The organism is Ruegeria meonggei, assembly GCF_900172215.1.
Taxonomy (GTDB): domain Bacteria; phylum Pseudomonadota; class Alphaproteobacteria; order Rhodobacterales; family Rhodobacteraceae; genus Ruegeria; species Ruegeria meonggei.
In genome coordinates, this window is sequence record NZ_FWFP01000006.1 from 246,133 (window position 1) to 261,099 (window position 14,967).

The following is a 14,967-nucleotide window of genomic DNA, read 5'->3' on the forward strand; positions in this document are numbered from 1 at the left end:
TCCCGAAAACCTGCGCAAAACACGGGGGGAACAATGCTGAACGGGACACGGATCATCGAGATCGAGGGGTTGGGCCCCGGCCCCTTTGCGGCAATGCTGCTGGCGGATTTGGGTGCCGACGTCATCACCATCCACCGCAAAGATCAGGCTGCTGTGCCGGGCATGCCGGAACAATCCGTTCTGGATCGCGGCAAACGTTCGATCGATCTGGACCTCAAAGACCCCGCCGATCTGAGCGTCGCCAAACGTCTTGTCGCCTCAGCTGACGCGCTGATCGAGGGCTTTCGCCCCGGTGTGATGGAAAAGCTCGGCCTCGGCCCTGACACCTGCCACGCCCTGAACCCTAAACTGATCTATGGCCGCATGACCGGATGGGGGCAGGACAGCCCGCTGTCCGACACAGCCGGGCATGATCTGAACTACATCGCCCTGTCCGGGGCGCTCTGGTATGCGTCCCAGGCAGATCAACCACCGCAAACGCCGGCGACGCTGGTGGGGGATATTGGTGGTGGCGCGATGTATTTGGTTGCGGGGATTCTTGCTGGTCTGCTCAACGCGCATAAAACCGGTCAGGGCACAATCGTGGATGCTGCAATCTATGACGGCTCAGCCCATATGATGAACCTGCTGATGAGTATGGGTCAGACCGGGAACCTGTCAGACACACGCGGCCAAAGCCTGCTGGACGGCCCCCATTGGAGTGGTACCTACACCTGCGCCGATGGTGGGTTTGTCACGGTGCAATGCCTTGAGTCCAAATTCTACGCGCTGTTTCTGCAAAAGATGGGGCTGGCGGACGATCCGGACTTCCAACAGCAATATCAGTCAGATGCCTGGCCCGCCCTGACCAAACGCCTCAGCCGTATGTTCGCAAGAAAACCTCGCGATCACTGGACAGCTATGTTCGAAGGCAGCGATGCCTGCGTCGCACCTGTTCTTACCCCGTCCGAGGCGCAAGCACACCCAATGAACACCGCGCGCCAAACCTGGCAAAACCCAGATGACACCTTGCAAGCTGCCGCCGCCCCGCGGTTTTCCACTACCTATTGGCACCCTAAACCCAGCCCAAAACGTGGCGAGCACAAGCAGGAAATCCTTGACGAGCTCAACGCCATCACGCCACCCGCCTCTTCATCCGGCTAGAAATATCCCAAGAAAGGGGCTGGCCCCCTTACCGGTTACCGATCCCGCACCGCGTCGATCATCAGTTGCACATTCGCAGGATCTGCATCCGGCGTGATGCCGTGACCCAGGTTGAAAATATGCGGGCCATTCGAGAACGCCTCGACAATGCGCCGCGTCTCATCCACCAACGCCTGCCCACCGGCCACCATATGGGACGAGGCCAGATTGCCCTGAACACACCCATCCACCTGCACATGCTCGGCCCCCCAATCGGGCGATACCGAATTGTCCAGCGCAACGCAGTCCACACCCGTTGCCTTGGCAAAACCGATATACCCGTCGCCTGCCTCACGCGGGAAGCCGATGACAGGGATGCCGGGGTGGCGTGCCTTGATGGCCTGCGTGATCACCCGACAGGGCTCGACCGCGTATTTCTGAAACGCATCCCCCTTGAGCGATCCGGCCCAGCTGTCGAAGATCTTGACGACCTCGGCCCCGGCCTCAATCTGGGCCGATAGGTATTCGATGGTCGCCAGTGTGATCCGGTCAAGCAGGGCCTCGAACAAAGCCGTATTGCCCTCGCGCAGTGCATGCGCCGGCCCCTGATCCGGGGTGCCGCGGCCTGCAATCATATAAGTGGCGACGGTCCATGGTGCGCCTGCAAACCCGATCAGTGTGGTATCCGATGGCAGCTCGCGCGACAGGATACGGACGGTTTCGTAAACCGGCGACAGGGTCTCGTGGATATCAGCAACCGGCTTCAGCGCATCAAACTCGGATTGCTGAGTTATGGTCGACAGGCGTGGGCCTTCACCGGTGACAAACCACAGATCCGCGCCCAGCGCCTGCGGCACCAGCAAAATATCGGCAAACAAGATTGCCGCGTCGAACCCATAGCGGCGAATGGGCTGCAACGTGACTTCGGCCGCAAGTTCGGGGTTGTAACACAGCGACAGGAAGTCTCCGGCTTGTGCGCGGGTCGCCCGGTATTCCGGCAAATACCGCCCGGCCTGGCGCATCATCCAGATCGGCGGCACGTCCTGTACCTCACCGGCCAGCGCCCGCAGCAGTTTTTTCGTCTCGGCCATCCTTGCCCCCAATCGTCTGGTTTGTGGCAACGGGTCATCCTTCGGCGGCAATTTGTCAAGCGCTGCCCCCATTGTCAGGGCAATGTGACGCGACTAAAGCTGTCACCATGACACTGACCCTGCCCTCCCCCGCCTCACCGTTCAAGATCGGCACCCGTGGTTCGCCTCTGGCGCTGGCGCAAGCCTATGAAACCCGACAACGGCTGGGTGCTGCCTTTGACTTGCCCGAAGACGCGTTCGAGATCGTGGTTATCAAGACCACCGGCGATAACCGCGCCATGATCGACGCGGACCGTCCGCTGAAAGAGATCGGCAACAAGGGCCTGTTCACCAAAGAGATAGAAGAGGCGATGCTGCGGGGCGATATCGACATCGCCGTGCATTCCACCAAGGATATGCCGGTCGAACAGCCTGACGGCCTGGTGCTGGACACGTTCCTGCCGCGTGAAGATGTGCGCGACGCTTTTATCTCAACCAGCCTAAGCTCGATCCACGAGCTGCCTGAGGGCGCAGTGGTCGGCACCTCATCCCTGCGCCGCCGCGCGCAGTTGCTGAACCGCCGACCGGACCTGAACGTGGTTGAGTTTCGGGGCAACGTGCAAACCCGCCTGAAAAAACTGGGCGATGGCGTGGCCGATTGTACCTTTCTTGCCATGGCTGGCATCCGACGCCTGAACATGGACGCGGTCCCCGCAACCGCGATCGAACCTGAGGACATGCTGCCCGCCATCGCGCAGGGCACAATTGGTATTGAGCGCCGCAGCGACGATTCCCGCGCCGGTGGAATGCTTGAGGCCGTTCACCACGCCGAAACCGGACAGAGACTGGCGGCCGAACGGGCGCTGCTGGCGGCGCTGGACGGGTCCTGCGAAACACCGATCGCCGGATTGGCGCAGATACAGGATGGCCAGTTGCGCCTGCGGGGCGAAGTGCTGCGCCCTGATGGATCCGAATCCATCGCCGAAGAGCTGGACGGCCCGATTGCCGATGGCCCGCAAATGGGTCTCGATTTGGCGGGAACCCTGCTGAAAAAAGCCGGTCCCGGATTCTTTGATTGGAAAAATTAATAAAAATTATCGCAATGTGAACTACTTCACAGCTGAGGGCCCGACCATCTGGCATTACAGTGTCATACCGATTGAGAAGTCGGGTTGGTCTCGAATAAGTCGAAAGATTAGGTCTTTTTTTTGTTTAAGTGGTATTCGAGGGGGCGAGACTAACCCTGATCTCCAATCAGTACGGGCCGCTGTCACATTATGACAGCGGCCCATTTTCTTTCCCATTCGACCCCTTAGTTTAGCAGATCGCCTGCACCGCTTTTTCGACCGCATCACGGGTCTGGTCCAGGTCGGCTTGTGTGATAGCAAGGGATGGATACAGCTTGCCGGGGGACTTAAAGACCCCATGATCGCGCAACTTTTCGTTGTAGATCACATTGCGTTGGGGCTCGTCATGTGTGGCACTGCGATAGTCCCGGCAAGCAGCCTCCGTAAAGAAGATGTCAAACAGCGTTTCATCGCCACAAATCTGGTTCGCAATTCCGGCGCTGGTCAGCGCGTCCACCTGCATCTGCTGTAATGCCTTCCCGGTTGCACGCAACTGGTCATACACCCCGTCGCGCCGCAGCACTTCCATCGTCTTCAGACCGGCAGCCGACGCGACCGGATTGCCAGACAAGGTGCCCAGTTGCATCAGCCATCCCTCTGCGCCGACCTGTGCTTTGTCGAAATGCTTCATTATGTCGCCGCTGGCGCCCAGTGCAGCCAGAGGAAACCCGCCACCGATAATCTTGCCCAAAGTGCAGATATCCGGCGTGACGCCGTACTTTTCTTGCGCACCACCATAGGCCAGACGGAAACCGGTGACGATTTCATCGAAGATCAACAGAACATTGTGCCTGTCGCACAGACCGCGCAGCCCCTGCAAATAGCCGGGCAACGGCCCTATGATCCGCTGCAGCGGCTCGACCATTATCGCGGCGATGTCATCATGTTCGGTCAACAGGGCCGCCACAGCCTCAAGATCGTTGAACGGCGCGATCAGCATCTGCTCGGCCACGCTGTCGGGGATGCCCGCGCTGTCTGGCACCGCTTGAGGGAAATTGACAAGGCGGCTGGGGGCAAGGCTCATCTGCGCCTCGGCGCTCATGCCGTGATAGCCCCCCTCAAATTTCAGGATCTTCGTACGCCCGGTGTAAGCGCGGGCCAGCCGGATCGCATACATGTCTGCCTCACCGCCCGAGGCGACAAAGCGTACTTGTTCGCAGCAAGGCACCGCATCCACAATGGCTTCGGCCAATTCAATGCCTCGGGCGTTATTGGCAAAAAAGGTCATGCCTTTGGGCAATTGCTGCAACACCGCCTCCATCACCTCGGGGTGACCATGCCCCAACAGCATCGGGCCCGAGCCAATCAGGTAGTCGATGTACTCATTGCCATCCTCGTCCCAGACATGGCTGCCATCGCCGCGGGCGATGATGATACCGGGATCGAAATTGCCAAACCCTCCGGCGGGCAGGACCTCATTCGCGCGGGTGATCCATTCGGATTGAGTGTTTATCTTCAGCATCTCAAACGATCTCCAATATCGGGGAACCAAGGACGTCCAGGTCAGGCGTAACACCCAGGCCCGGACCTTCGGGCGGGGCAATCCGGCCAGTGTCACGCGTCGGTGCATCCGGGCACACACGCGGAGACACATAAGACGACAGGTCACAGGTGTTCAGCAGCGATCCATGTGGGGTCGAGGCCGCAAAATGCAGCGCAGCGGCGGTGACGATATCCGACCCCCAGGTGCATTCGGCACAGATCTCAGCCCCAAGATGCACGGTCAGATCGCGGGCGCGGCGCATCGCCGACAACCCGCCGAACTTAGACAGTTTCAGTGCCACTGCATCCATGCAGCCCAGCGCATGCGCCCGCAAAAGCGAGGCCAGGTCATGGGCGTTTTCGTCCAGCTTCATCGGCAAGCCAGTTGCCTGCCGGACAGCGGCGCAATCCTCAAGCGTTTTGCAAGGCTGTTCCAACATGATGTCCAGATGGGCAACCGCGCGGCCCGTCCGCGTGGCCTGCAGGCGCGACGCGCCACAGTTCCAGTCGCCATAAACAACAGGTCCCTGCCCGACGGCCTCACGTACTTTGATCAACCGTTCGGCGTCGGCCTGCCAATCGCCTTCAACGCCCAGCTTGACCTGAAACTGGCGAATGCCGGTTTGGTAGGCTGTGGTGGCAATGCGCGCCATGTCATCCGGCGCGATGCATGTGATCGAGTGATAGAGCGGCATGTCCTTGCGTGTGCGCCCGCCCAACAGCGCATAGACCGGCTGGCCCGTAGCCTGCCCGAACAGGTCCCACAGCGCGATATCAACGATGGATTTGGCATAGCGGTGACCGTGCAGAAACCCGTCCAGCTTACGCATGGGCGCGTCGACCCCAAACGGCGAGATGCCCAGAATCTCCGGCCCCATCTCAGCCAAGGCTGCCGGTACTCCATCGGCATAAGCGGGCAGGTAGTGCGGGATTGGACAAGCCTCACCCCAGCCTTTCAGGCCAGTGTCGGTCTCTAGGCACAGGACGTGGGTTTTCACCGTCGCGCAGGTTTTACCTTCGGCCATGTGGTAAGTCTCATGGCTGGTCAGGTCGACGGACCAGAGGGTTATCGCGGTGATTTTCATCGCAATACCCTTAAATCACGGGGCTCTGGTCGGGCTAGTGCCAGCGTCGCAAATTGACGGGCCGTCCTGTTACCAGTTTCCACAGCGTGTACACGGCCCAGCCCCAGCCAGCGGTCGCTGCAATCAGCCAACCTCCGACGAACAGCGAGCCACCGCCTCCTAAGGACAAAAAGGTTGAAAAGGCCATCAAGATGCCCGCGGACCATGCGATCAACCAACCGCCGAGAAACACCGTCATGAACACCCGCATCCCGGGGGACATGTCGCCCTCGCTTTTGTCTTGATCCATGCCGGTTTGGTGCGTTGCCGGGGTTTGGGTGCCATACACCGAATCCGCGCCGCTTCGCTTGCGTCTCTGACCAATTGCTACGCCGACGCCCAGCGCAATCACACCGACAATCACATATGAAAGATCCATGTCTTGCCCCTTTTTTATCGTTTTTTGTCAACAATATAAGGGAAAATTCTTTCAATTTCAAGATATCTGTATACGATTGCATACAATTATCTCCTGTCATGTCGAATATACCCCAACCGGATCACCCAGCGCGTCTTCGTCAGGATGCACACCCAGCCCCGGCGTTTCGGGCAGGTGCAGGTGACCGTCACGGTTGCGAGGGCCGCGCCCACTGGCGATGTCAATGGTGATCATGTCCTGACAGGCCCAGACCGCATGGCAATTGGGATCGGGAATGGTAGCCGCCAGATGCAGCGCTTCGGTATCGGCCAGAACCGAACCGCCGGTGGCCATCACAAACATGTCGATCCCATGGGCCAGCGCGATATCCCGCATCCGCGCCGCCTTGGTCAACCCACCAACGCGGTTCAGCTTGATCCCGAACACTTCGGCCAGCCCATCGCGGGCGATACGGGCGGCGTCCTGCACAGTCACCAGGCTCTCGTCGACCGACACGGACGCGGCATGACGCGGCGCAATCGCCGCGATGTCATCCAGCGATTCACAGGGCTGTTCGAACATCACGCCCAGATCCGCACAGGCGGTCATCACCCGCAAAGCCTGTTGCCGGGTCCAGCCCCGGTTAACGTCATAGAGGACAATCTCACCGGGCCGCCGGATGCTTTCCACGTCGCGAACCCGGGCAATATCGCGTTCAACATCGCCACCGATTTTGACCGAGTGGGCAACATAGCCGCGGTTGCGATAGCGCTCGATCACCGCGCGGGTTTCCTCGACCGTCTTGGCCCCGACCGAAGATGCAATCGGGCGCGGTGTCCGCGATCCTCCGCCCATCAGGTCGGCAATGGGCACCCCTGCCGCCTGTCCGGCAATGTCCCAACAGGCCATGTCGATGGGGCTTTTGGCATAAAGGTGGCCGGGCAAGGCCGTATCCATCGCACGCTCAACCTCAAGCACCCGGCGCGGATCAAGTGCCAATACAAAGGGCGCCATGGTCTGAATCCCGGCGCGGATGCCCGGCCCGTGGGCAGGTACATAGGTATGACCCCAAGGCGTGCCTTCGCCCCAACCGGTCAGGCCGCTATCCGTTTCGACCTTGACCAAAGTTGCATCCAGCACGTCAAATTTCAGACGGCCACCAGACAGCCAATAGGGATGCTCCAGCGGCAGATCCACGTGATAGACCGACAGACGGGTGATTTTCATTTCAGTTCCACTTCCACAAAGGACATCGCGACATCCCCGGCGTTGATCACATTGTGTTCGACCCCTTCGTCGCGACGATAGGCGGTACCTGCGGGCACGGTAACGTTGCTGGTCGTGCCGTCCGGCAATTCCAGGCGCATCTGACAATCAGTGATGGCGGTGATGACGTAATCCATCACGTGACGGTGCCACCCGGTTTCCGCATCAGGTTCAAAATCGAACCGTGTTACGCGTACGCGGGCATCGTCAATCATCTGGGTTTCTACGGCCTGCGGTCTCATGGGCTGAACTCCTCTATCGGTCTGCCCAGACTGCCAAAATCCGGCACCACTCCCAACCCCGTTGTGTCGGTCGAGGTTTGCGTTTCGTTGTCCCCATCACAGACATGGGGCAGCTCGGATTGGTTGATACAGATGCGCCTGATCATCATGCTGCGTCCATCCTGGGTATGTCGCCGATACCCTCGCCTCGCCAAAGGACGAAAGTCAGAATTGGTTGGGTGGTCGTGTTCATCGCGTGGCGCTGCCAGCTTTGGTGTTGCCGGGACTGGTTTGGGCCGATGCAGGCGTCTTCGCCATCGACCTTAAACAAGGCGCGTCCAGCCAGTGCCAAATACAACTCTTCAGCTTGATGACTGTGCCAGTCATAGTTCAGGCCGCTTCCCCAATAGGCCACGTATCCACGCAACTGGGTAGAATGGAAATGGCCGGTCGGGCCAAACAGCTCATAGTACCCGTAGCGGTTCAGAAAATCCGCGCCCACTTCTTCCTTGGTATACGTGAGTTTCCACGCGGCCAGATGTGCGGTCGCCTTGATCGCCTCGGTCAGGCCTTTGGTCTGAGCGACAGTACCCCAGTCCATCTCAGCGACTTGGCAGGTCGCGGGAACTGCGTTCGGTTGTAGCGCCACAGCGGTCAGGTCTGTTGGCCATTCCCCAAAAGCCGCCAGGTCGGGGTGAATCTGATGCAACTGTCGGGCCGCCTCTAACACATCATCCAACGTCATGGGATCACCACGATGTTCCCGGTGTGCCGTTTGGCGATAAAGGCGGCCTGAGCGTCGCGCAATTCCTCAAGCGGATAGGTTGCGGCAAGGGCGGGTTTGATATCCCCGGCCTCGATGTACTTGACGAGGTTCTGCATCACCTGCGGGTCAATCACGGTCGAGCCGGTGAAAGTCAGATCTCGCAGATAGAAAGTCCGCAGGTCAAGTTCAACCATAGGCCCGGCAATCGCACCCGAGCAGGTATAACGCCCACCGCGTTCCAGGATGTCGATCAGCATCGGCCAGTAGGGGCCGCCCACCACATCGGCAACGACAGTGATCTTCTCTTTGCCCAAGGCTGTGCGCAGATCACTGGGTGCGCGGGGCAGGATCACGTCAGGGCCAAGATGTGCGACGTCGGGGTGTTTCGCCTCGGACGCCAACGCGATTACCCGCGCGCCGCGGCGTTTGGCCAGTTGCACCAAGGCCCCGCCAACCCCGCCCGATGCGCCAGGCACCAGAACCGTATCTTGCGCGGTGACATTGGCGCGGGTCAGCATGCCCTCGGCGGTAGAGTAGGAACAGGAAAACGTCGCCAGTTCCGCATCCGACAAGTCCGAGGTGATCGGCACCGCATTCACCGCCAAGGTCGTGGCGTATTCCGCAAACCCACCATCCCGTTCCGAGCCATAGTAGCCGGTCTTGTCCATGTTCTGGGGATCGTCGGGATCGCGCAGCCATCCATCTGTGATCACGCGCTGGCCGATGCGGGCGCTGTCCACGCCTTCGCCCACGGCAACAATTTCGCCGCAGATATCAGCCCCCTGAATGCGCGGGAAGGTAATCGGCGCACCGCCCCAGGTCGGGTCGTCCTCGCCCACCTCTTCAAACGCACCGCCGGTGGTCGCGTCAGAGACGGTTTTTGAATACCAGCCCGAGCGGGTATTGACGTCGGTGTTGTTCAGGCCGCAGGCGGCAACGCGGATCAAAACCTCTCTGGCTGCCGGGTTTGGGCGCGGCCAGTCTGTGTGCAGAACCATTTGCTCAAGACCACCATGGCCCATCGTGACCATGGCCTTCATTGTGTGGGGCAGTTTCATCACGCGGTCTCCAGTACGGTATCGGTTCGGGGCAGTTTGCTGTCAGGGTCATAGGCAGGTTCGCTCAAAACGCGGGCGGCGCGCGGGGTGCCGTGGATCACAACCTGCAGGGCGGTGCCGGGGGTCGCGGCCTCGGGTTTGATGTAAGCAAAGGCCAGAATCTTGCCGACCGTGTGTCCATAGACCACCGAGGCCGTGGACCCGATCACCCGCCCGTCCAGCAGAACCGCTTCGCCGCCATGGCCGTCAATCTCTCCGTCCGGGTCAATCTCCAGATTGGCGCAAATCCATGGTAGATCGGTATTCAAGGTCTTGTCCTTGCCCAGATAGTCCTTGTCCGTTCGCGCAAAACGCAGCACGTCGGCTTCGGCCAGGGTGACCTCATTGGTCAACTCGCCGGCGCCCTTGAAGCCCTTCTCCATCCGCATCACATTCATGGCAAAGCTGCCGTAGTCGGCAATGCCATATGGTTCCCCCGCTGCCCAAAGCGCAGTGTAGACGTCAAGACAAGCGGCGTTGGGCATATGCAGCTCCCAGCCCAGTTCGCCCGCATAAGACATGCGGAAAGCCCAGACAGGGTGACCGGCGACGGTGATCTGTTGCGCCGACAGCCAGCGGAGCCCGGCATTGCTTAGATCGGCACCGGTACAGCGACTTAGCACATCCCGCGAGCGGGGGCCGTTCAGCGACAGGGCTGACCAGTCAGCGGACAGGGCGGTGATCTGCACGTCTTCGTCCGCACGCTGTTGGGTCAGATGGTCAAGCAGACGCTGTTCAAAGAAGGCGGCACAGACCAGATAAAACCGATCTTCGGCCATCCGAACAATTGTTGTTTCCAGCTCGATCCGCCCGCGCCGGTTCAGCATATGGGTCAGGGTGATCGAGCCGGTTTTCTGCGGCATCCGGTTTGCGGTCAGCCGGTCCAACAAAGCATAGGCGTCGGGGCCCGAGACCTCGACCTTGGTAAAGGCGGTGACATCCATGATGCCGACTCGTTCGCGGACGGCTTTTACCTCAGCCGCAACCATGTCGTCAGCGGGTGTGCGGCGGAATGAGTAATGGTCGCGTTGCGCGACACCGTGCCGGGCGAACCAGCGGGGGCGCTCAAACCCATAGACCTCTTCATGGACCGCGCCTTTGGAATTCAGCAGGTCGTGTAAGGGTGATGGCTTGACCGGACGCCCGGCCAACCGATTGAAATGCGGGAAGGGGATTTCGTGGCGCAGGCAGTAGTCTTCCTCGGCCTTGATCACCTGCCAGTCTTTGGTAGCGTAATTGCCGAAACGCCGCGGGTCATACTCACGCATCGAGATATCAGCCGCCCCATGCACCATCCAGCGCGCCAGTTCGCGGGTCAGGCCCGGGCCCCAGCCAATGCCAATCTGAGTTCCGCAACAACACCAATAGTTCCGAACCCCCGGCGCAGGCCCAATCAAAGGATTACCATCAGGGGGATGTGAGATTGCCCCATGCACGTCACGCTGAATGCCCAGCTCGGCAAAAATCGGCATCCGGTTCAGGCTTTCCTCAAGCCACGGCATCACCCGGTCGTAATCCGCGTCAAACAGCCAGTTCTCGTATTCCCAGGGGCAGTGATCATGCCAGACCGAGTTCGGGTTCTCTTTCTCATAGATCCCGATCAGCCCGCGGTTCTGCTCCATCCTGATATAGCCCGACACCTTGCGGTCATCGCGGATGACAGGCAGTTCCTTGTCCAGATTCTGGAATTCCGGCACCGGCTCGGTCACAAAGAAATGGTGCGTCATCGACGTCATCGGCAGTTGCAGCCCTGACCATTCCCCCATCTGACGGGCATAGGTGCCGCCTGCATTCACCACATGCTCGCAGGTGATGGTGCCCTGCTCGGTCTCAACCCTCCATTCACCGTTCGCGGCCTGCGTGATGTTGGTGACGCGGCAATTGCGAAAGATGCGAACACCTTTTTGGCGCGCGCCTGTGGCCATGGCCATGGTCACATTGGTTGGGTCGACATGGCCGTCATCCGGCGTATAGAGCGCGCCCAGAACACCATCGAGATTGTAGAACGGATGCAGCTCGGCCACTTTCTCGGGACCGACCAGTTCGATATTGAACCCCAGCGAGTGGCCCACGGACAGGGTATGGCGCAGCCAGTCCATCTCATCCTCGGTATAAGCCAGCCGGAACGAGCCGCAGCCATGCCACGTAACAGGTTGACCGGTTTCAGCCTCTAACGCGCCGGAATAGAGCCCGATATTGTAGTCCACACATTTGCCCAACCCAAAGCTAGAGGTCGAATGCGTGATCTGCCCAGCCGCGTGCCAAGTGCTGCCGCTGGTCAGTTCCGCCTTTTCCAGCAGAACGGTATCGTCACCCCAGCCCTCATGCGCAAGGTGATAGGCCAGACCCACCCCCATGACACCGCCTCCGACGATGACCACGCGGGCCTGTGACGGCAGATTTTTCCCGGACATGGATTTTCCTCTTCCCGAGTCGCTTTTCTGCTCGACAGGCTAATTCCACATTTGTACCATCGTCAATCATGAATGACACAAATGTATCATCAATCGTTTTGAACCGCCTGACCGAAGAATGGGACGCCCTGACGCCCGAGGCACAGAAGGCCGCGCGTTACGTGTTGGAAAACCCAACGGATGTTGGGGTTTCGACCGTCCGCGAGATTGCCGAGGCCGCCATGGTCAAACCCAACACGTTTGTCCGGATGGCCCGGCAGGTCGGGTTCGAAGGGTACGAAGATTTCCGCGCCCCGTTCCGCGATGCGATTCGCCAAGGCACCGTGTCCTTTCCCGACCGCGCCCGCTGGTTGCAAACCATCGGCAAGTCGGGTGAGCTGGGCGGGCTTTACGCCGACATGATCGGTGCCGCGATCCGCAACATCGAAGACACCTTTGCCGGGATCGATGCCGAGCGTCTGAAAGCGGCGGCCGACGATATCTGGAATTGCCGCCAGATTTTCACACTGGGTGTTGGCGTCAACAACTCGAACGCGCGTAATTTTACCTATCTGGCCTCAACAGGGATGAAGCAGTTTCACGCGATTCCCCGCCCCGGATCGACACCGGTGGATGATCTGGCCTGGGCCGACGAACAGGATGTGCTGATCGCCATCACCTGCCACCCGTATCGCACGGAAGTAATCGACGCGATCAAACTGGCCCGGCAACAGGGGCTGACTGTAATCGGCATTTCCGACAGCCCAGCCAGCCCGGTGATCCTGAATGCGCATCACGGATTTGTCGTGGCCGCGGACACGCCGCAATTCTTCCCGTCTTCCGTGTCAACCATCGCGCTGCTGGAAACGCTTCTGTCCTTTGTGGTCGCCGTCTCCAGCGATGAGATCGTCGAGAGGGTGGATCGGTTTCACCAACGCCGTCACCAGCTTGGCCTTTACGCGGAGGAGCCCGAATGAACGCCCCCCTGACCCGGTCGCTGGACGCACGCTATTACACCGATCCCGCAATCTTTCAGCAGGAAATGCAGGGTCTTCTGGCCAGAACCTGGCAATTTGCAGGCCATGTGGCGCAGGTGCGCGAGACAGGCGATTACTTTGCCTTCGAAATCGCGGGTCAGAACCTGTTTTGCATTCGCGGTCGCGATGGTGAGGTTCGCACCTTCTACAATGTCTGCCAGCACCGCGCGCATGAGATGGTCACTGGCGCAGGCAACACCCGCGTTGTGGTCTGCCCTTACCACGCCTGGACCTATGAGCTGTCCGGCCAGCTGCGCGCCGGGCCCAACATCAAATCCGTCCCCGGATTCGACCGCAGTACGATTTGCCTGACATCCGTGCGCACTGAAATCTTCAACGGCTTCATTTTCGTCAATCTGGACGATGACGCAGCCCCAATGGACGATTGGTACCCTGGCGTCCGCGAAGAAATCCGCTCTTTTGTTCCGCAGATCGACGAATTGGAACCATTGGAATGGATTGAGATCAGTGAAAACTGCAACTGGAAAGTCAGTATCGAGAATTACTCGGAATGCTATCATTGCCCTTTGAACCACCAGACTTTTGCCGAAGGCGTGGTCAAGCCCGAAACCTATGACATCCAACCCGATGCGGCGGGCGGTTACGTCCTGCGCCACACGACGGAGTGCCAAAGCCTAGACAAGATGACCTACCCTATCGACATGTCCGTGCCCCATGCGGGCGACTATCAGTCGTGGTTCCTGTGGCCCATGGTCTCGTTCCAGTGCTACCCGGGCAACGTGTTGAACACCTACCATTGGCGTGCGCATGACGCCGATCACTGCACCGTCTGGCGTGGTTGGTACACCGACGGCGGATCCGAAAGTGCGGTGATACGTCAGCTGGCCCGGCAGGACCGTGAAACCACAGTCGAAGAAGACATCCATCTTGTAGAATCGGTCCACCGCGGCCTCAAATCCCGAGGTTACCGCCCCGGCCCGCTGGTGCTGGATCCGGGCTGTGGCGTGATGTCAGAACACTCGATCGCCCGTTTGCAGCAATGGATGCGCGACGCAGTTGATCCTTGATCAAAACACCAACGTCGATGAAGCTTTTACACGATACCAGACAGGCACTAACCACCGGAGACTCAAATGGCAGACCTTTTTGACGAAGACCTTTTTCTGAAAGGGCTGGAGCAGCGCAAGAACACGCTGGGCGCGGAATATGTGGAAAAGAACCTGGCCGCTGCGGATGACTTCACCCGTCCGTTTCAAGAGGCGATGACAGCCTGGTGTTGGGGTTTTGGTTGGGGCGACGACGTGATCGACGCCAAAACCCGGTCGATGATGAACCTGTCGATGATCGGTGCGCTGGGGAAAATGCACGAATGGGAATTGCACTGTAAAGGGGCAATCAATAACGGCGTCACTCCGGAAGAAATCCGTGCCATCATTCATGTGATCGGGATCTATTGTGGTGTGCCACAAGCTCTGGAGTGTTTTCGCGCCGCGCGGAAAGTTTTGGGGCATACGTAATGTCGGAGTCACATATGTTAGCCCGGCGATTTTCGACGGGCGTTCTTTCCAGCAGCTGCACGCCGAGCGCAACAAGATTGCAAACAACGTAAGCAAGTTTCCTAGGCATCATCCGCGTCGGCTGACAGTGCGATCGACGACTATGTTTTGGAATTTCTTTTGGGTCGAGGTTCGGGCTAAGCGAGGCTGGGATTTGCAGCGTTTACGTTTCTGTAGGTTGCTCAGCGTAGCACAGGTGCAGCACCGGGCGGGATGGCCTTAAACGCGGACAGCGCCCCTTGGGGCGTTAGTGGGGTGTGATGATGTGTTTTATTTTGGTTTGCGGGAGTAGGATTTGAACCTCTGACCTTCAGGTTATGAGCCTGACGAGGTTTGATCGTGAAGCAAACAGTCCAGTGGACTGTTTGTAGATCGAACGGGCTGTTT

16 protein-coding genes are annotated in these 14,967 nt (G+C 59.4%); 5 read left to right on the forward strand and 11 right to left on the reverse strand.

What is annotated here, in order from left to right; all coding sequences use genetic code 11:
- The first annotated feature begins 33 nt into the window (after window positions 1–33).
- The gene (locus RUM8411_RS12380; RefSeq protein ID WP_085823018.1) at window positions 34–1,143 is read left to right on the forward strand and encodes a CaiB/BaiF CoA transferase family protein; all 1,110 of its coding nucleotides are present in this window, start codon (window positions 34–36) and stop codon (window positions 1,141–1,143) included.
- A gap of 35 nt (window positions 1,144–1,178) precedes the next feature.
- Here RUM8411_RS12380 and hemE read toward each other — a convergent pair whose 3' ends face one another.
- Window positions 1,179–2,213, reverse strand: a complete 1,035-nt coding sequence (gene hemE / locus RUM8411_RS12385) for a uroporphyrinogen decarboxylase (protein WP_085823049.1) — start codon at window positions 2,211–2,213, stop codon at window positions 1,179–1,181.
- Between the two features lie 107 nt (window positions 2,214–2,320).
- Here hemE and hemC point away from each other — a divergent pair, with 107 nt between their 5' ends.
- Window positions 2,321–3,280, forward strand: coding sequence for a hydroxymethylbilane synthase (hemC, locus tag RUM8411_RS12390; protein ID WP_085823019.1), 960 nt, complete (start codon window positions 2,321–2,323; stop codon window positions 3,278–3,280).
- A gap of 229 nt (window positions 3,281–3,509) precedes the next feature.
- Here hemC and RUM8411_RS12395 read toward each other — a convergent pair whose 3' ends face one another.
- The 9 genes from RUM8411_RS12395 to RUM8411_RS12430 all read right to left on the reverse strand — a co-directional run bounded on the left by RUM8411_RS12395 (window position 3,510) and on the right by RUM8411_RS12430 (window position 12,047).
- Window positions 3,510–4,781, reverse strand: a complete 1,272-nt coding sequence (locus RUM8411_RS12395; RefSeq protein WP_085823020.1) for an aspartate aminotransferase family protein — start codon at window positions 4,779–4,781, stop codon at window positions 3,510–3,512.
- A gap of 1 nt (window position 4,782) precedes the next feature.
- Window positions 4,783–5,886 (reverse strand): mandelate racemase/muconate lactonizing enzyme family protein, encoded by a 1,104-nt coding sequence (locus RUM8411_RS12400; protein WP_085823021.1) that lies wholly within the window; start codon window positions 5,884–5,886, stop codon window positions 4,783–4,785.
- Between the two features lie 34 nt (window positions 5,887–5,920).
- Window positions 5,921–6,304, reverse strand: a complete 384-nt coding sequence (locus RUM8411_RS12405) for a hypothetical protein (protein ID WP_085823022.1) — start codon at window positions 6,302–6,304, stop codon at window positions 5,921–5,923.
- Window positions 6,305–6,400: 96 nt separating this feature from the next.
- Window positions 6,401–7,510 carry a mandelate racemase/muconate lactonizing enzyme family protein gene (locus tag RUM8411_RS12410; protein ID WP_085823023.1) on the reverse strand — a complete coding sequence of 370 codons (1,110 nt, stop codon included), beginning with the start codon at window positions 7,508–7,510 and terminating at the stop codon, window positions 6,401–6,403.
- The gene (locus RUM8411_RS12415) at window positions 7,507–7,791 is read right to left on the reverse strand and encodes a cupin domain-containing protein (RefSeq protein ID WP_085823024.1); all 285 of its coding nucleotides are present in this window, start codon (window positions 7,789–7,791) and stop codon (window positions 7,507–7,509) included. Before RUM8411_RS12415 ends, RUM8411_RS12410 begins: the two co-directional genes overlap by 4 nt.
- Window positions 7,788–7,940, reverse strand: coding sequence for a hypothetical protein (locus tag RUM8411_RS22720; RefSeq protein WP_159453890.1), 153 nt, complete (start codon window positions 7,938–7,940; stop codon window positions 7,788–7,790). The genes RUM8411_RS12415 and RUM8411_RS22720 overlap by 4 nt, the downstream gene beginning before the upstream one ends.
- Complete coding sequence (locus tag RUM8411_RS12420) at window positions 7,937–8,515, reverse strand: dimethylsulfonioproprionate lyase family protein (RefSeq protein WP_085823025.1); 579 nt, start codon at window positions 8,513–8,515, stop codon at window positions 7,937–7,939. Before RUM8411_RS12420 ends, RUM8411_RS22720 begins: the two co-directional genes overlap by 4 nt.
- Window positions 8,512–9,594 (reverse strand): alcohol dehydrogenase family protein, encoded by a 1,083-nt coding sequence (locus tag RUM8411_RS12425; protein WP_234995208.1) that lies wholly within the window; start codon window positions 9,592–9,594, stop codon window positions 8,512–8,514. Before RUM8411_RS12425 ends, RUM8411_RS12420 begins: the two co-directional genes overlap by 4 nt.
- Window positions 9,594–12,047 carry an FAD-dependent oxidoreductase gene (locus tag RUM8411_RS12430; protein ID WP_085823026.1) on the reverse strand — a complete coding sequence of 818 codons (2,454 nt, stop codon included), beginning with the start codon at window positions 12,045–12,047 and terminating at the stop codon, window positions 9,594–9,596. Before RUM8411_RS12430 ends, RUM8411_RS12425 begins: the two co-directional genes overlap by 1 nt.
- Before the next feature lie 68 nt (window positions 12,048–12,115).
- On the opposite strand from RUM8411_RS12430, the gene RUM8411_RS12435 reads away from it, so the two are divergent.
- The 3 genes from RUM8411_RS12435 (at window position 12,116) to RUM8411_RS12445 (ending at window position 14,541) form a co-directional block, all read left to right on the forward strand.
- Window positions 12,116–13,003 carry a MurR/RpiR family transcriptional regulator gene (locus RUM8411_RS12435; RefSeq protein WP_085823027.1) on the forward strand — a complete coding sequence of 296 codons (888 nt, stop codon included), beginning with the start codon at window positions 12,116–12,118 and terminating at the stop codon, window positions 13,001–13,003.
- Window positions 13,000–14,091 carry an aromatic ring-hydroxylating oxygenase subunit alpha gene (locus RUM8411_RS12440; protein ID WP_085823028.1) on the forward strand — a complete coding sequence of 364 codons (1,092 nt, stop codon included), beginning with the start codon at window positions 13,000–13,002 and terminating at the stop codon, window positions 14,089–14,091. The genes RUM8411_RS12435 and RUM8411_RS12440 overlap by 4 nt, the downstream gene beginning before the upstream one ends.
- Window positions 14,092–14,157: 66 nt before the next feature.
- Window positions 14,158–14,541, forward strand: coding sequence for a carboxymuconolactone decarboxylase family protein (locus RUM8411_RS12445; protein ID WP_085823029.1), 384 nt, complete (start codon window positions 14,158–14,160; stop codon window positions 14,539–14,541).
- Window positions 14,542–14,762: 221 nt separating this feature from the next.
- Here the strand turns inward: RUM8411_RS12445 and RUM8411_RS23020 are convergent.
- Window positions 14,763–14,967: hypothetical protein (locus RUM8411_RS23020; RefSeq protein ID WP_234995209.1), on the reverse strand; the 205-nt coding region annotated here is incomplete at its 5' end.

Excerpts from the sequence above, each read along its gene's own strand:
- RUM8411_RS12380 (WP_085823018.1), top strand. The coding sequence starts at position 34 with ATGCTGAACGGGACACGGATCATCGAGATCGAGGGGTTGGGCCCCGGC.
- hemE (WP_085823049.1), bottom strand. The coding sequence starts at position 2,213 with ATGGCCGAGACGAAAAAACTGCTGCGGGCGCTGGCCGGTGAGGTACAG.
- hemC (WP_085823019.1), top strand. The coding sequence starts at position 2,321 with ATGACACTGACCCTGCCCTCCCCCGCCTCACCGTTCAAGATCGGCACC.
- RUM8411_RS12395 (WP_085823020.1), bottom strand. The coding sequence starts at position 4,781 with ATGCTGAAGATAAACACTCAATCCGAATGGATCACCCGCGCGAATGAG.
- RUM8411_RS12400 (WP_085823021.1), bottom strand. The coding sequence starts at position 5,886 with ATGAAAATCACCGCGATAACCCTCTGGTCCGTCGACCTGACCAGCCAT.
- RUM8411_RS12405 (WP_085823022.1), bottom strand. The coding sequence starts at position 6,304 with ATGGATCTTTCATATGTGATTGTCGGTGTGATTGCGCTGGGCGTCGGC.
- RUM8411_RS12410 (WP_085823023.1), bottom strand. The coding sequence starts at position 7,510 with ATGAAAATCACCCGTCTGTCGGTCTATCACGTGGATCTGCCGCTGGAG.
- RUM8411_RS12415 (WP_085823024.1), bottom strand. The coding sequence starts at position 7,791 with ATGAGACCGCAGGCCGTAGAAACCCAGATGATTGACGATGCCCGCGTA.
- RUM8411_RS22720 (WP_159453890.1), bottom strand. The coding sequence starts at position 7,940 with ATGATGATCAGGCGCATCTGTATCAACCAATCCGAGCTGCCCCATGTC.
- RUM8411_RS12420 (WP_085823025.1), bottom strand. The coding sequence starts at position 8,515 with ATGACGTTGGATGATGTGTTAGAGGCGGCCCGACAGTTGCATCAGATT.
- RUM8411_RS12425 (WP_234995208.1), bottom strand. The coding sequence starts at position 9,594 with ATGAAACTGCCCCACACAATGAAGGCCATGGTCACGATGGGCCATGGT.
- RUM8411_RS12430 (WP_085823026.1), bottom strand. The coding sequence starts at position 12,047 with ATGTCCGGGAAAAATCTGCCGTCACAGGCCCGCGTGGTCATCGTCGGA.
- RUM8411_RS12435 (WP_085823027.1), top strand. The coding sequence starts at position 12,116 with ATGAATGACACAAATGTATCATCAATCGTTTTGAACCGCCTGACCGAA.
- RUM8411_RS12440 (WP_085823028.1), top strand. The coding sequence starts at position 13,000 with ATGAACGCCCCCCTGACCCGGTCGCTGGACGCACGCTATTACACCGAT.
- RUM8411_RS12445 (WP_085823029.1), top strand. The coding sequence starts at position 14,158 with ATGGCAGACCTTTTTGACGAAGACCTTTTTCTGAAAGGGCTGGAGCAG.